12 protein-coding genes are annotated in these 13496 nt (G+C 59.9%); 7 read left to right on the top strand and 5 right to left on the bottom strand.

The window, feature by feature from the left end; all coding sequences use genetic code 11:
- Positions 1–4 precede the first annotated feature (4 nt).
- Complete coding sequence (locus DFR37_RS09320) at positions 5–2533, bottom strand: cbb3-type cytochrome c oxidase subunit I (RefSeq protein WP_113933197.1); 2529 nt, start codon at positions 2531–2533, stop codon at positions 5–7.
- A 14-nt stretch (positions 2534–2547) separates the two neighbouring features.
- Positions 2548–3471 carry a cytochrome c oxidase subunit II gene (locus DFR37_RS09315; RefSeq protein ID WP_242341790.1) on the bottom strand — a complete coding sequence of 308 codons (924 nt, stop codon included), beginning with the start codon at positions 3469–3471 and terminating at the stop codon, positions 2548–2550.
- 381 nt (positions 3472–3852) lie between these two features.
- Between DFR37_RS09315 and DFR37_RS09310 the strand changes: the two genes are divergently transcribed.
- The 7 genes from DFR37_RS09310 (at position 3853) to DFR37_RS09280 (ending at position 10598) form a co-directional block, all read left to right on the top strand.
- Complete coding sequence (locus DFR37_RS09310) at positions 3853–4260, top strand: c-type cytochrome (protein ID WP_242341791.1); 408 nt, start codon at positions 3853–3855, stop codon at positions 4258–4260.
- Between the two features lie 55 nt (positions 4261–4315).
- Positions 4316–5131 carry a c-type cytochrome gene (locus tag DFR37_RS09305; RefSeq protein ID WP_242341792.1) on the top strand — a complete coding sequence of 272 codons (816 nt, stop codon included), beginning with the start codon at positions 4316–4318 and terminating at the stop codon, positions 5129–5131.
- A 150-nt stretch (positions 5132–5281) separates the two neighbouring features.
- The gene (locus tag DFR37_RS09300; RefSeq protein ID WP_113932976.1) at positions 5282–6172 is read left to right on the top strand and encodes a YihY/virulence factor BrkB family protein; all 891 of its coding nucleotides are present in this window, start codon (positions 5282–5284) and stop codon (positions 6170–6172) included.
- A 13-nt stretch (positions 6173–6185) separates the two neighbouring features.
- Positions 6186–7469, top strand: coding sequence for a glycosyltransferase (locus tag DFR37_RS09295; protein WP_113932975.1), 1284 nt, complete (start codon positions 6186–6188; stop codon positions 7467–7469).
- A 65-nt stretch (positions 7470–7534) separates the two neighbouring features.
- Positions 7535–8269, top strand: coding sequence for an SDR family oxidoreductase (locus DFR37_RS09290; protein ID WP_113932974.1), 735 nt, complete (start codon positions 7535–7537; stop codon positions 8267–8269).
- The gene (locus tag DFR37_RS09285) at positions 8260–8844 is read left to right on the top strand and encodes a D-glycero-alpha-D-manno-heptose-1,7-bisphosphate 7-phosphatase (RefSeq protein WP_113932973.1); all 585 of its coding nucleotides are present in this window, start codon (positions 8260–8262) and stop codon (positions 8842–8844) included. The genes DFR37_RS09290 and DFR37_RS09285 overlap by 10 nt, the downstream gene beginning before the upstream one ends.
- Positions 8845–8867: 23 nt before the next feature.
- Positions 8868–10598: a carbamoyltransferase family protein gene (locus tag DFR37_RS09280; RefSeq protein ID WP_113932972.1), complete on the top strand. Its 1731-nt coding sequence runs from the start codon at positions 8868–8870 to the stop codon at positions 10596–10598.
- Between the two features lie 20 nt (positions 10599–10618).
- Here the strand turns inward: DFR37_RS09280 and DFR37_RS09275 are convergent, their stop codons facing one another.
- From DFR37_RS09275 to DFR37_RS09265, 3 genes are all read right to left on the bottom strand, one after another.
- The gene (locus DFR37_RS09275; RefSeq protein WP_113932971.1) at positions 10619–12040 is read right to left on the bottom strand and encodes a UDP-glucose dehydrogenase family protein; all 1422 of its coding nucleotides are present in this window, start codon (positions 12038–12040) and stop codon (positions 10619–10621) included.
- Between the two features lie 128 nt (positions 12041–12168).
- Positions 12169–12885 carry a PIG-L family deacetylase gene (locus tag DFR37_RS09270; protein WP_113932970.1) on the bottom strand — a complete coding sequence of 239 codons (717 nt, stop codon included), beginning with the start codon at positions 12883–12885 and terminating at the stop codon, positions 12169–12171.
- Between the two features lie 6 nt (positions 12886–12891).
- The gene (locus DFR37_RS09265; protein ID WP_113932969.1) at positions 12892–13467 is read right to left on the bottom strand and encodes a hypothetical protein; all 576 of its coding nucleotides are present in this window, start codon (positions 13465–13467) and stop codon (positions 12892–12894) included.
- Positions 13468–13496: the final 29 nt, after the last annotated feature.

The following is a 13496-nucleotide window of genomic DNA, read 5'->3' as shown; positions in this document are numbered from 1 at the left end:
GCGATCACCCGGCTAGACGGGCAAAACCGTGCAATAGTCCAAGCGCGACCAGGCCTTGGGCTACCGTGTAGTGCCAGAGTATCGCCGTGCTGTCGTAGCAGGCGCGCCGCACGGCGCTCAGCCTTCCGCACAGCGAGCGCGCAATCGTAAACATCCCCATATAGACAAGGACGGCGGTCAATACGCACTGCAGCCCCACCACGGCATAGACGCCTGCCGCGTATGCACTGTCTTGCGGCCGCAGGCCGGTCTGCCACTGGCCATAGGCTTCCAGGCCAATGCCGGCCGCCAGCATCAGCATGGAAATTGCCAGGCCCACACGCAGGAGGCTTTGGCCCGGCCGACGTAAACGACTCCCGATCCACGCCAATATGGCACTACTGCAGGCAAACAGGAACGCCGAGATAATCGGCAATGCAGCAGTGGGGAGCCGGGCGGCTTCGGGCCATACTTGCGGCGAGGTGATCCACAGAAACAAGTATGCGAATGTCATTGCGCCGAAGATGCTGGCGCACACCATGACAAGAATGATCATGGCCCACCACGAGTGAGACGCGCTGCCTCTGCAAGATACCGGTACATATATGCCGCCGCCGATATTGACATGCGGGCGCTCCGGCCTGGCATCGGCATCCCACAGCCAGCGCCATATCATCGCCAGCGCCAGCAGGCCGCAGGCGGCTGCCAAGGCATGCATCTTGAAGGTCAACAGCAGGAAGAAACCAGCTGTGCCTAGCGCTGCAACAAAAGGCGGCCACCCTGGCCCGGGAAGCTCCAGCAGATATTCCGGCCGAGCTTCGATGGCGCTGGTAATAAGCGAAGAGCGTTGGCCGGTAGGTGCGTTGGGCAGGTAATAGCGCCCCGCTTTTACGTCCTCGGCCAAATTGGCTTGATCCCAAAGAGGTTCGCGACTGGTCACGAGCGGCACGCTGCGAGGGCCGAAGTTACAGCTTGGCAGCCATTCAAGAGTGCCGGCTTGCCAGACATTACCGGCATTTTTATTATTGTCCGGACGCAGGTTGCGCGCCAGATCGAACAGAAATACCAGCACACCGGCGGCGATCATGTATGCGCCTACCGTAGAGATCATGTTGAACGCTCCCCATCCACTGCTGTCCGCATAGGTATATACCCGCCTGGGCATTCCGGCCAATCCGGTGAAATGCATGGGAAAGAAGCTGATATTAAAGCCAAGAAACATCAACCAGAACGTCCAGCGCCCAAGGCGGTCGGACAACACGCGCGAGCTTACGAACGGTGCCCAGTAATAAAAGGCCGCGAACAGCGGAAACACCATGCCGCCGAACAGCACATAGTGCAAATGGGCCACGATGAAATAGGTGTCATGGGCCTGAAGGTCGAACGGAATCACCGCCACCATAACGCCGGTGAGCCCGCCCAGGACAAAGATGAAGAAAAACCCCAGAATAAACAGCATAGGGGTTTTCAGGGGCCGAAGCCGCCTGGCCGACGCGATGGTTGCAAGCCAGGCAAAGACCTGTATTCCTGTCGGAACGGACACCGCCATGCTTGCCGCCGACGCAAAGCTGAGCGACAGCCGCGGAATGCCGGTGGCGAACATATGGTGCACCCAAAGGCCAAAGCTCAGGAATCCGGTTGCAACGACTGCCAGCACAATCAGGCGATAGCCCACCAGTCGTTGGCCGGTCATGGCGGGAATGATCATCGACACCATGCCGGCACCCGGCAAGAAAATAATATAGACCTCGGGATGGCCGAAAAACCAGAATAGGTGCTGCCATAGCAATGGGTCGCCGCCTTTTTCCGCAATAAAGAACGGCATGCCGAAGGCACGCTCCAGTTCCAACAGCGCGGTGGCGACGATGACGGCCGGGAAGGCAACAATCACCATGCCCGAGAACACCAGCATTACCCACGCAAATATCGGCATTCTGTCCAGCGTCATGCCGGGCGCACGGGTGCGCAGGATGCCTGTCGCCAGCTCGATGGCGCCCGCTATCGCGGATATTTCTATGAAGCCAATACCCAGAAGCCAGAGGTCCGCATTGAGCGCCGGCGAATAGGCGGAGCTGGTCAGCGGTGGGTACATGAACCAGCCCCCATCGGGCGCCAGCCCGGCGAAGATGCTGCAAAAGAAAACGATGCCGCCCACCGCGTAGGCCCAGTAGGAATAGGCGGAGAGGCGGGGAAAGGGCAAGTCCCGCGCACCCAGCATGTTGGGCAGGATAAGCATTGCTACTGCTTCAACGGCCGGCACAGCAAAAAGAAACATCATTACTGTGCCATGCATGGTGAACAGCTGGTTGTAAAGCTCATGGCCGATCAGGCCGTTGTCCGGGACGGCCAGTTGAGTCCGCATCAGCAGCGCCAGCACACCGGCAAGCAAAAAGAACAGCATTGCGGTTCCAACGTACAGCAGGCCAACGTGGGTGTTGTTGACTACCGTGACGGCGCGCCAGCCGCGTGGGCGGCGCCAGACGCGCCGCAGTTGTTCTTCTTCGCCTTCGGGCCGGGGCAGCGGATTGGGCAGCGCCTGTCCGTGCGCGGCCATGGCGTTGTTTGGCTTCACTTTAGGCTTTCCAGGTAGTGCGCGGCCAGCCGCAGGTCGGGCCCTGACCACTGATCAAAAGAGGGCATAAGGTTGCCCGGTTTGATATGCTGGTTGTCGGCGAGCCAGCCGGCCAGGGTGCCGACGTTGTTCGGCAGTAGGCCCGCGCCCAGTGAAGAGCGCCCGCCTACATGCGTCAGGTCAGGCCCCAGCGTGCCGGATGCCGCGGTGCCCCGCACGGTATGGCATTGCGCGCAGGCCTGCATGACGATTTTCTTGCCTGCTTCAAGCCTGGCGTCGGCCGGCTCATTTGCCGGCTGGCGTTGCGCCGTCGTCCAAGCCAGGAAATCGTCGACAGGCAATGCATGCACGTCGAACAGCATCTTGGCGTGCTGGGCTCCGCAGAATTCCGCGCACTGGCCGCGGAACAGGCCAGGTTCATTCGCCTGCACGCGCAAACGGTTCACGTGCTTGGGCACCATGTCGAGCTTGCCCGCCAGGTTGGGTACCCAGAAGCTATGGATGACATTGTCGGATTTAAGAACAAACTCTACGGGGACTCCAGCCGGGATGCGGATGTCGTTTGCCGTTTCGAATAAAGTCCGTCCCTGCTGGTCCAGGTACTTGACGCGCCACCACCACATTTCGCCTGTGATCTCGATACGGGCGGCCGGCTCCGTGTCGCGCCAAAGACCGGATGAACCCGCTCTTAAGGTATAGAAGAGCAGTGCGCTCAGCAGCAAGACAGGAAAAATAGCGCCCGCTCCGACAATCAGGCCGCGCCGGCTCAGCCTTGCACGCAGCCGTGGCGGCCCATGCAAGGCCAGAGCCAGTACCGCAAGCACCAAGGCAAAGATCAGCGCGGCGCTTATGGTCATTACGCGGCCGATTTCGGCTATCTGCTCCGCCTCCACGCTGCGGGGAGCAAGAACCGATTGCACATCCGCGTTTGCGGCTAGAGGCAGCGAGGCGAGAAATGCAGCATGGATCGATAGAGGCATATGGGGCCGTACGGGAGAGGATAGGAGGCATTATTGCGCTGCCGCAGCGTTGCGGTGGATGCGAAGCACATTGCATACCGCGGTACTGCTTCCCAGGGGGGAAGCAGTCAAAACTTCTGGCTGGTGGGCGTTGCTGGCCGATATGTGTGTCCGATTCTGCACAATTTACACGGAGCGCCCTGGGGCTCCGCCCGCCGAACGACGCCTTCGTTCAAGGCTTGGGCAAAGAATTTGCTGGAAGCATCCAATTACAGGGAAAGCCAATTGCGAAAATATGCATGCCGGATAAGGTGGCCGTTACATTCGCGCGGGGGCGGCGCCATGCGCGATGCCGCCGCGTCCAGGCGCGTCCGGGCGTTGCTTGGAATAGGCATGTGCTTTTTGCTGGCCGCCTGCGGCCCGGAAGCGCCTTCGCTGGCGCCGCTTGGCAGCCCTGCGGACCTTGCCGGCGCCGACCCTGGGCGCGGCCGCAGGCTGATCGGCGACTACGGCTGCGTTGCGTGCCACACTGTGCCGGGGGTAAGCGGGCCCGGCTCCGCGGTGGGCCCGCCGCTGAAGAACATGGCGTTGCGAGCCTATATAGGCGGTGTCCTGCCCAACACGCCGGCCAACCTGGTGCGCTGGCTGCTCGATCCCGCGGCAGTTGATCCGCTTACCGCTATGCCCGACATGGGAATGAGTGATGAAGAGGCAAAGAACATTGCGGCGTATCTCCTTACTTTGCGATGAAAGCCGAGGCCGCTGGCGGTGGAAACGCATAGCGGGCGCGACTGTGGCGGCGTGCGTGGCGGTCGCGGCCGCGGGAGGGGCGCTGGTAGTCTACACCGGGGTGTATGACGTTGGCGCGACGACCCAGCACACAGCTTTTGTGTTTCAACTGCTGGAAACCTCGTTGCGGCGCTCGGTCAAGTTACGCACCGCCGACGTCCCGGAGCCTGGCTTGGATGACGCCAATCGCGTCGAAAGCGGATTCAGGATTTTTCGCGAGCACTGCGTGCAGTGCCACGGCGCGCCGGGTATTGCTCCGCAGCCGTTTGCGCTTGGCCTGACGCCGACACCGGCATCGCTGGTTGCCTCGGCGCAGGAATGGAGCCCGGCGGAGATCCATTGGATTATCCGGAACGGGATCAAGATGAGCGGTATGCCGGCCTGGCAATATCGCATGGACGACAAGGAAATATGGGACGTTGTGGCATTCATGAAGGTACTGCCCACGCTCACGCCCGCCGATTACAAGCAATGGGATCGTCAACATGTACCTGCGCCGGCACAGCCCGCAGGCGAATCGGGGCCCGCGTCCGACAGCGGCATTCGCCTTGGCGATGCCGGAGCCGGCCGCAAGGCCTTGCAGCAGTATCTCTGCGTGACATGCCATGTAATCCCGGGCGTAGTTGGCGCCAATTACCATGTGGGGCCATCGCTGGCCGGTATCGCAGACCGGAAGTACATTGCCGGAGTATTGCCGAATTCTCCCCAGAACATGCTGCGCTGGCTGCGCCAGCCAGCGGAAGTCGATCCGTTGACCGCCATGCCGGACCTTGGCATCAGCGACCAGGACGCGCGCGACATTGCCGCGTTCCTGTATACGCTGCACAACTGAAATGGCGGGGAGCGCGCAAATCGGGCAGGGGCGGTTCAGCGCGACGCCTTGCGCAGCCCGGCGTGGGAATGGGGAAGGCGGCATAAGACTTGCTGTCCAAAGGTTCTCGACCTGACCGTGCCGCTTGATTGCAAGCAACGGGTGAAGATCATGTCTTTGACTTCCAGACAGTTCTTTCAACTGGCCAAGTGTTCGTTCCTGGCCTGGAGCGAGGACGATGCTTCAAGCATGGGCGCGGCAATTGCGTTCTACACCCTGTTTTCCATCGCGCCTTTGCTCATCATTATTATTGCCGCGGTGGGTTTCATCTGGGGCGAGGACGCTGTGCGCGGCGAGGTCATTCGCCAGTTGGGCGGGCTTGTGGGCTCGCAAGGGGCGGAAAGCGTGCAACAACTTATCCGTAGTGCCGACAGGCCGATGCAGGGTGTGACGGCAACCATCGTAAGCGCGTTCATTCTGCTTGTTGGCGCAACACGCGTTTTTGCGGAATTGCAAAGCGCGCTGGATCGCATCTGGAAGGTGCCGGCCCTTGAACACACAGCCGGATGGTGGCGCATGCTGCGCGCGCGGCTGCTGTCGCTTGGTCTGGTACTGGGCATGAGCTTCCTGCTTTTGGTGTCGCTGGCGATAGGAGCCGCCCTTGCCGCGTTCGGCGCATGGATCTCCGGGCTGTTTCCGGGTTGGGAGGTGCTTTTGCAGGCCTTGAATACATTGGCTTCGCTCGCGATATCGACAACGCTGTTCGCCGTGATTTTCAAGTACATGCCCCAGGCTTCGATTGCGTGGCGCGACGTGTGGGTTGGCGCCATTGTCACCGGCGTCTTGTTCGAGATCGGGAAATTGCTTATTGGTTTGTACGTCGGCAAAAGCTCTACGGTCTCTTCATTGACGGCCGCCGGATCGCTCGTCATCGTGCTTATCTGGGTGTACTACGCGGCCCAGGTGTTCTTGCTGGGGGCGGAATTCACCTGGTTTTATGCAAATCACCATGGAACGCGGGCGGGCATGAAACCTGCTGTGGGTTCTCCATCGAAGCAATAACCGGAGACCAAAAATGCAAAAAATAGCAATTGTCAGCGAGCACGCATCCCCGCTGGCCCAATTGGGCGGCGTGGACAGCGGAGGGCAAAACGTCTATGTGGCCAATGTCGCGCGCGAGCTGGCGCGCCAGGGCCATTGCGTCGACGTTTTTACGCGGTTGGACAACCCTTACATGCCCGGCCAGATCGATTGGGAAAATAACGTCCGCATTGTCCATGTGCCTGCCGGTCCTGCCACCCACTTGCCCAAGGAGAGCCTACTGCCCTATATGGATGAGTTCGGCGACTACATGCGTTCCTATGTATGCGAACATGCGCTGCAATACGATGTGATTCACGCCAATTTTTTCATGTCGGCCATGGCGGCGTTGCCTTTGGCCAAACAGACGGGCACGCCGCTGGCGATAACCTTTCACGCGCTGGGTAAAGTTCGACGCCTTCATCAAGCGCAGAACGACCATTTTTCTGATCGCCGCTTTTCCATTGAAGAAAGCATCGTGCGCGATGCCGATTGTATTGTCGCCGAGTGTCCGCAAGACAAGCTGGACTTGATAGAGTTGTACGACGCGGACCCCGGCCGCATCAGCATGGTTCCTTGCGGCTACGATCCAGACGAACTCGTCCCGCTGGAAACGAAGGAGGCGCGGGAAATGCTCGGCTGGAATCCTGATACTTTCTATCTTCTTCAACTAGGCCGCATGGTGCCTCGCAAAGGCATAGACAATGTCATACGCGCCTTGGCACGCCTGCGTCGCAACTACGGTACGGACGCCCGGCTGTGCGTCGTGGGCGGCAATTTTTCAGACCTCAACTCGGACGACGCGGCCGAATTCGAGCGCCTGCGACAAATTGCGAAAGAAGAAAAGGTCGCGGACTTTGTCGAGTTTACCGGGAGCCGCGGCCGCAATGTATTAAGCCGCTATTACAGCGCCGCGGACGTGTTCGTGACAACGCCGTGGTATGAGCCTTTCGGCATTACACCGGTCGAGGCCATGGCTTGCCGCCGGCCGGTTATCGGCGCCGACACGGGCGGCATCAAGTACACGGTCGTGGACGGCAAGACCGGGTATCTGGTCCCGCCGAAAGATCCCCATGCGTTGGCGGCGAAGCTCGCCATCCTTGCCAAGGACCGTCTGCTGGCAGCGCAAATGGGGCGTGCCGGCGCCCTGCGCGCTCGAGGCCTGTTCACCTGGAAACGAGTGGCCTCGGAGCTTGCCGACATATTCGGCGGTCTGGAATGCCATAGCCCGGCAGCATGGCGAATGCATGCGGCCGAGCCTTTGCCCATTGTCACATAGCACAGTGGCCGACCACTAAATCTCCCTGCATAGGGGCTGCGATATACCACTGAGATGGAGCGAGAATGGATGCGTACGATTACGAGAGCCTTGCCGACCGTGTGATTTTGGTGACTGGCGGAGGCAGGGGATTGGGTGCCGCGATTTGCAAACTGTTGGCCCAGGAGGGAGCGCAAGTGGCGGTCGTCGACGTCAACCGGATTTCATCAAGCAAAGTTGCCGATGAAATCAACCAGACAGGCGGTGCTGCGCATGCTTTCACAATGGACGTCACGGACGAGCAGGCCATTATCGAGGTCCTGCAACGCACGGTGGATCAATGTGGCCGGCTCGATGCTATTGTGAATAACGCGGGCGTGGATGTGACGATAGGCATACGCGAAATGGAAACATCGGATTGGCACCGCGTACTGGCCACCAATCTTACTGGCCCATTCTTGCTTGCCAAGCATGGGCTGGCGCACATGTCGTCCGGCGGGCATATCGTCAATATTGCCTCAACAGCTGCGCGCCGCGCCTGGCCGAATGCCAGCGCCTACCACGCCAGCAAATGGGGATTGATGGGACTTACCCATGCCTTGCACGCCGAGCTGCGCGTGATGGGCATCAAGGTGTCGGCGGTGATAGCCGGCGGCATGCGCACGCCATTCCTGCTCGACCGGTTTCCCGATATCGACGTTGATCTCCTGCAGGACCCGGACAATGTCGCACGAGCGGTCAAGTTCGTGCTGACGCAGCCCGCGCAGACGGTGATACCCGAAGTGATGGTGCTGCCCATGAAGGAAACATCATGGCCCTGACGCCGGCCATTTTTCTGGACAAGGATGGAACGGTGCTGCGGGACGTTCCATACAATGTGGACCCAGAGAAAATGATATTCGCGCCCGGCGCCGAACAGGGTCTTGCACGGCTGGCGCAATTGCGGCTGCCGCTTATCGTCATAACGAATCAGCCCGGCATCGCGCTTGGAAAATTCGGCTTCGATGAACTCTATGGAATGCGGACGCGGCTAAGCCGTATGTTCGAAACAGTGGGCGCCACCTTAAGCGGCTTCTACTTTTGTCCGCACCACCCGGATGGGACTCTGCTGGCCTACGCGCATTCCTGCGCGTGTCGAAAGCCTGCGCCAGGCCTATTGATTACTGCCGCTGAAAGGCACCAACTTGATCTGCATCGCTCCTGGCTTATCGGTGACATTGTCAATGATATCGAGGCGGGGCGCCGCGCGGGATGCCGCACCGTACTGGTCGACAACGGCAATGAAACAGAGTGGCTTATGAATGAATGGCGTGTGTCTGATTATTGTGTGCCGGACCTGAACGCCGCAAGCAAGCTTGTGGCGCGCCAGTTCATGCCCGAAACAGTCCTGCCATGAACCGATCATAGGATGGAACTTACATGCTGACCCTGGGTATCAATGCGACATTTCACGACTGCTCCGCATCCATTGTGCGTGACGGCGTAGTGCTGGCGGCTGTAGAAGAGGAGCGCTACACGCGGGTAAAGCATGGCAAGCGCCCAGTCCCTTTTTCCACTTGGCAATTGCCTTACTACGCCGTGGACTATTGCCTTGCGGAAGCGGGATGCGATCTGGCGGATGTGGACCATATCGTCTATGCCTTCGATCCGGCGCTGCTTAAGGACGATATAGCGCCAGAAGGCCGCATTGAATTGCCGTTGGAGCCGTCGGCGCAGTGGCAGGGCCGCGGGTCCCCGTGGGACGGGCTGTTTCTTTCCAGCATTGTGAATGCGCCGCGCCAGCTTATCGACGGAGTGCCGCTGCATCTGCAAAAGCGATTCCGGTCCGATACGCTGGCGCACGTCATGGAGCGCTGGAAGTTTCTTGAACATCATCTATGCCACGAAGCCAGCGCCTTTTTGGCCGCGCCCTACAAAGAGTCGGCAGTTCTGACGATGGACGGTCGCGGCGAACACACGACCACGAGCTATGGGCACTATGCGGACGGGCGCTATGACCGCCTCCGGCAGGTCTGCCTGCCGCATTCGCTGGGACTGCTGTATGAAGACGTGACGCGCTATCTTGGCTTCTTGCATTCGTCCGATGAATATAAAGTCATGGCGCTGGCCTCCTACGGCAAGCCGGCGTACTTGAATGAATTTCGGCAGATACTGCAATACGACGGCGACGGAGGCTACACGCTGCATCCCTGCCGATGGGAAGAAACATTCGGACCTGCCCGGGTACGCGGCACGGAGTTCTTGCCGCGGCATAGCGATATTGCCCATTCCTTGCAAAAAGTCCTCGAGGAGACTGTGCTGGAAATGGCCAACTGGCTGTACCGGCAAACGCGGTCGCGGAACCTGTGCATGGCGGGCGGTGTAGCGCTGAACTGTGTACTCAATTCCCATCTCGCCAAGCACGGTCCTTTCGAGAGTATCTGGGTGCAGCCCGCGGCGGGCGACGCAGGCACGTCGCTGGGTGCCGCGCTATGGCTGGACCGGCTGCAGCGCGAAGACGGCAGTTCCCGATGGGCCATGGACAACGCTTATCTGGGGCCGCGCTATGACGACGGTGAGATCGGCGCATTCTTGGCGCGCTCGGGCGTAAAGCACCGCAAGCTGACCAATGTGGCCGAAACCGCCGCCGAGTTGCTGGCAGAAGAGAAGGTCATCGCCTGGTTTCAAGGGCGTATGGAATTCGGCCCCAGGGCATTGGGCGCGCGCTCCATCCTGGCTTCTCCCCGAGACAGCGCCATGCAGGCGCGCCTTAACGAACTCAAGGACCGGGAAGACTTCAGGCCGGTGGCGCCGGTCGTGCTCGAAGAACGTGCGCATCAATGGTTCGACAGCCGCGGTAAGCCCAGGATCGACGCACCCTTCATGCTGTTTGTGTTTGATGTACTGCCTGAAAAGGCCGATCTCATTCCGGCCGTGCGCCATACGGATGGCACAGCCCGTGTGCAAACTGTCAACGCACAGCAAAATCCTTTGCTGCATGATTTGCTGACGGAATTTGAAGCAAGGACCGGCGTGCCGGTGCTGGTGAATACTTCCTTCAATACACGGGGCGAGCCGGTTGTATGCAGCCCGCGGGATGCTCTGGAATCGTTCTGGACTTCGCCGCTCGACGCCTTGCTGATAGGAAGCTATCTGGTCGAGAAAACATAGATGTGTTTCCAGGAATTGAGCTAGGAATAGGGCTTTTCACCGCCATGGGCCTGTGCTTGTGCCGTTTCCGGGCGCACTGGCGAGGTTCTTCCGCTTAAGCCGGCGTTGTCGCCTTTCGGTCGCGCACACCGGGCAAGCGCAAAATGCTGCAGACCGTATTGGCGCAACATCGAGCCCTGGTAAAGATTGCGTGCATCGAAGACCATGGAACCCTGCATACACATGGCCAGGGCCTTGAAGTCGGGAGCTTTGAATTCGTCCCATTCCGTCATCAATACCAATGCGTCGGCACCCTCGCACACGCTCATGGCCGAGGCTCCGAAAACGACCGGCGTTGCGCCCAATGCAAGGCTGGCGGCCTTCATGGCAACGGGATCGTAGGCCGACACCAAGGCGCCCTCGTTCAGCAGTCCGCGGATAAGCGCCAGGCTCGGTGCGGCGCGCACGTCATCGGTGGCGGGCTTGAAAGAAAGGCCCCATATGGCAATTCGCTTCCCGCGAAGCTCGCCCCGGAAATATTCGCGTATGAACTCCAGCAGGCGGCGGCCCTGACGATTATTGACGCGCTGCGTGCTGCAGAGCATATCGGCGGGCTCGCCTATGGTTTTGGCGCAAGTGATAAGAGCGCTAAGGTCCTTGGGCAGACAGGACCCTCCATAGCCCACGCCCGGATGCAGGTAGCTGCCGCCAATGCGGGGATCGCCTTTAAGGACGCCGCAGACAGCCTCTATGTCGGCGCCAAAGCCGCTGGCCAATCCGGCCAGCTCATTGATCATTGAAATGCGCGCTGCCAGCATGGCGTTGCAGGCGTATTTGGCAAATTCGGCACTGCGGCGGTCCATGAACATCAGGCGCATTCCGTCCACGTCGAAAGGCGCGTACAGCTGTGCCAGCGCCGCGGCCGAGCCGGCATCGTTGGCCCCGATAACGATCCGGTCGGGATGCCGGAAGTCCTGCACGGCCCGGCCTTCGGCGAGAAACTCCGGATTGGAGACAACCCGTATCCGGGGATGGCCGGAATGCTGGTCCCGATTTTCGTTCAAAAGCGCCTCCAGACGGTCGCCAGTGCCGACGGGTACAGTGGACTTTACAACGACCATGCAATCACTGAAAGCCGTGGCGGCCAGTTCATTGGCGCAACGCAGAAGATTCTCGAGATTGGCGCTGCCGTCGGTTTGCGAAGGCGTGCCAACTGCAAGAAACACGAGATCCGCGTTTGGCATGGCGCGCGCGACGCTGTCTTCGAATAGCAGCCGGCCGCTGGCCAGCTGCTCGCCAAGTATCGTTACCAGTTCCGGCTCATGGAAGGGCAGGCGCCCGGATCTCAGCCCGGCCAATTTCTCGGCGTCGTGGTCGACGCACACCACCCGGTGTCCGGCCTCTGCCAGACAGCAGCCGGTTACCAGACCGACGTAGCCCGCCCCAATGATAACGACATTCATGATGGTGTCTCTCGCTAAAGGAAGTACACGGCAAGGTGGGTAGCGCGTTTTACCGCGATCGCGCTGTCCAGCTTTTCGAAGCAAACCGCATGCCCGCGCCGTCCCGTCATGCCGATCACTTCGCTGGACTACAGGAGATCCATGCTGCAATGCAGCCGCCAGTATTGTTCAGCTTGGCGCAGTACTGGCCGGCCGTCGTCGTAGCCCAAGCCGCGAAACTGGCTTTGATAAGCTTCGACCGCCTTCGCCTTGTACTCGGGCATGCCTTTGACATGGATAGGGGTGGGGCCGACGCCCGATTCGACCAGCTTCGAGAGCCGCTGCACGACTCTTTGCGATTGCTGGCGGTAGGGAATGTCTTCATAGACGAACCAATGGATGATGGGGAAGCGATGGCAGATGGTTATCAATACGTCTGATACATTGATGTGGTCTTCATGGAACAGCCCCAACGGGAAAAACACCGCTGCGGGTTGTATTTGTGTAATGGTGGAGGCCAGTGTGTCGCTCAGCAGGTCCGCGCCGTTCTCGCGGCGCCGCGCATACTGGCTGTCCAGGAACTCAAGATCGATACCCGCGGCATGTAAAAGGCCAAGGGCCTTGCGGTTTTCCAGCGCACGGGCCTGCATTGCATCGCGCGCGCTCGAGAACCCGCAGCGCCGGTCCCAGTCGGTAAGAATGTCGGCCTTTTCCGGGAGGCCTGTGTAGACGGTCACCACCGTACTGCCCGGCGCAAGCGCCAGCAAGTTGCCGCAACTGAATACGGCGTCGTCATAGTGGGGCGACACCACAACTAGCGGGTCCATCGTGGATGCGAGGTCCCGCGTTATGCTGTGACTGGGCATGGTCCGCTACCCGCCTCTTCCCGCGCTATTGCGCTTGCCTTCTTCGACCGCCTGTTGCAAGGCCTCATCCGTCAGCAAGCGGGTGTCCGGATCGGCGGCCGCGCCTTGAGCTGGCATAAAGTGCAGTTTTTCCATGTATGGCGTAGGCTGCTTGCGGCGGGCATTCAAGAACTCCAGGGCATAGTATTCGCGCGCCTGCTGTATGTTCTTGGCGTTTGTCGCGATATCGTGCATAAGGTTCAATGCCAGAAAATTGGCCTGTTCGTCATGGCAACGGGCGGAGACCTCTCCTTCGGTACGGTTGATCACCACGCTTCCGTCGAATAAGAAAACGTCCCTGGCCTTATCGTCGGGGAAGCGATAGTCGATCACCGATTCCACGGAATCCAGATGGGGAGCCGGAAAATTGTGTTCATGTACCTGCCTGGACGCGACGATGCGTTTCCAGGGGCCCGGTTTGTGCCAGACAACGAAGCTGGCGGTTACTTCGTCGGGCTCGCCATATTGGTCGACCACCAGTTGTGCTGCTTCTCTGGCGTCTTCGGGCCACTGGGCGATTGCGGATGAGGATTCCTTTTCCATATTTACCTCCATAAAGTTTGTGCCGACTT

The sequence above is a fragment of the Eoetvoesiella caeni genome, from assembly GCF_003315175.1.
Classification (GTDB): domain Bacteria; phylum Pseudomonadota; class Gammaproteobacteria; order Burkholderiales; family Burkholderiaceae_B; genus Eoetvoesia; species Eoetvoesia caeni.
The sequence above is the reverse complement of the archived record's forward strand: the minus strand, read 5'-3'. Positions and strand labels throughout refer to the sequence as shown.

Bases quoted from the DNA above. Each gene is read 5' to 3' on its own strand.
- DFR37_RS09320 (WP_113933197.1), bottom strand. From the start codon at position 2,533: ATGGCCGCGCACGGACAGGCGCTGCCCAATCCGCTGCCCCGGCCCGAA.
- DFR37_RS09310 (WP_242341791.1), top strand. From the start codon at position 3,853: ATGCGCGATGCCGCCGCGTCCAGGCGCGTCCGGGCGTTGCTTGGAATA.
- DFR37_RS09300 (WP_113932976.1), top strand. From the start codon at position 5,282: ATGTCTTTGACTTCCAGACAGTTCTTTCAACTGGCCAAGTGTTCGTTC.
- DFR37_RS09295 (WP_113932975.1), top strand. From the start codon at position 6,186: ATGCAAAAAATAGCAATTGTCAGCGAGCACGCATCCCCGCTGGCCCAA.
- DFR37_RS09290 (WP_113932974.1), top strand. From the start codon at position 7,535: ATGGATGCGTACGATTACGAGAGCCTTGCCGACCGTGTGATTTTGGTG.
- DFR37_RS09285 (WP_113932973.1), top strand. From the start codon at position 8,260: ATGGCCCTGACGCCGGCCATTTTTCTGGACAAGGATGGAACGGTGCTG.
- DFR37_RS09280 (WP_113932972.1), top strand. From the start codon at position 8,868: ATGCTGACCCTGGGTATCAATGCGACATTTCACGACTGCTCCGCATCC.
- DFR37_RS09275 (WP_113932971.1), bottom strand. From the start codon at position 12,040: ATGAATGTCGTTATCATTGGGGCGGGCTACGTCGGTCTGGTAACCGGC.
- DFR37_RS09270 (WP_113932970.1), bottom strand. From the start codon at position 12,885: ATGCCCAGTCACAGCATAACGCGGGACCTCGCATCCACGATGGACCCG.
- DFR37_RS09265 (WP_113932969.1), bottom strand. From the start codon at position 13,467: ATGGAAAAGGAATCCTCATCCGCAATCGCCCAGTGGCCCGAAGACGCC.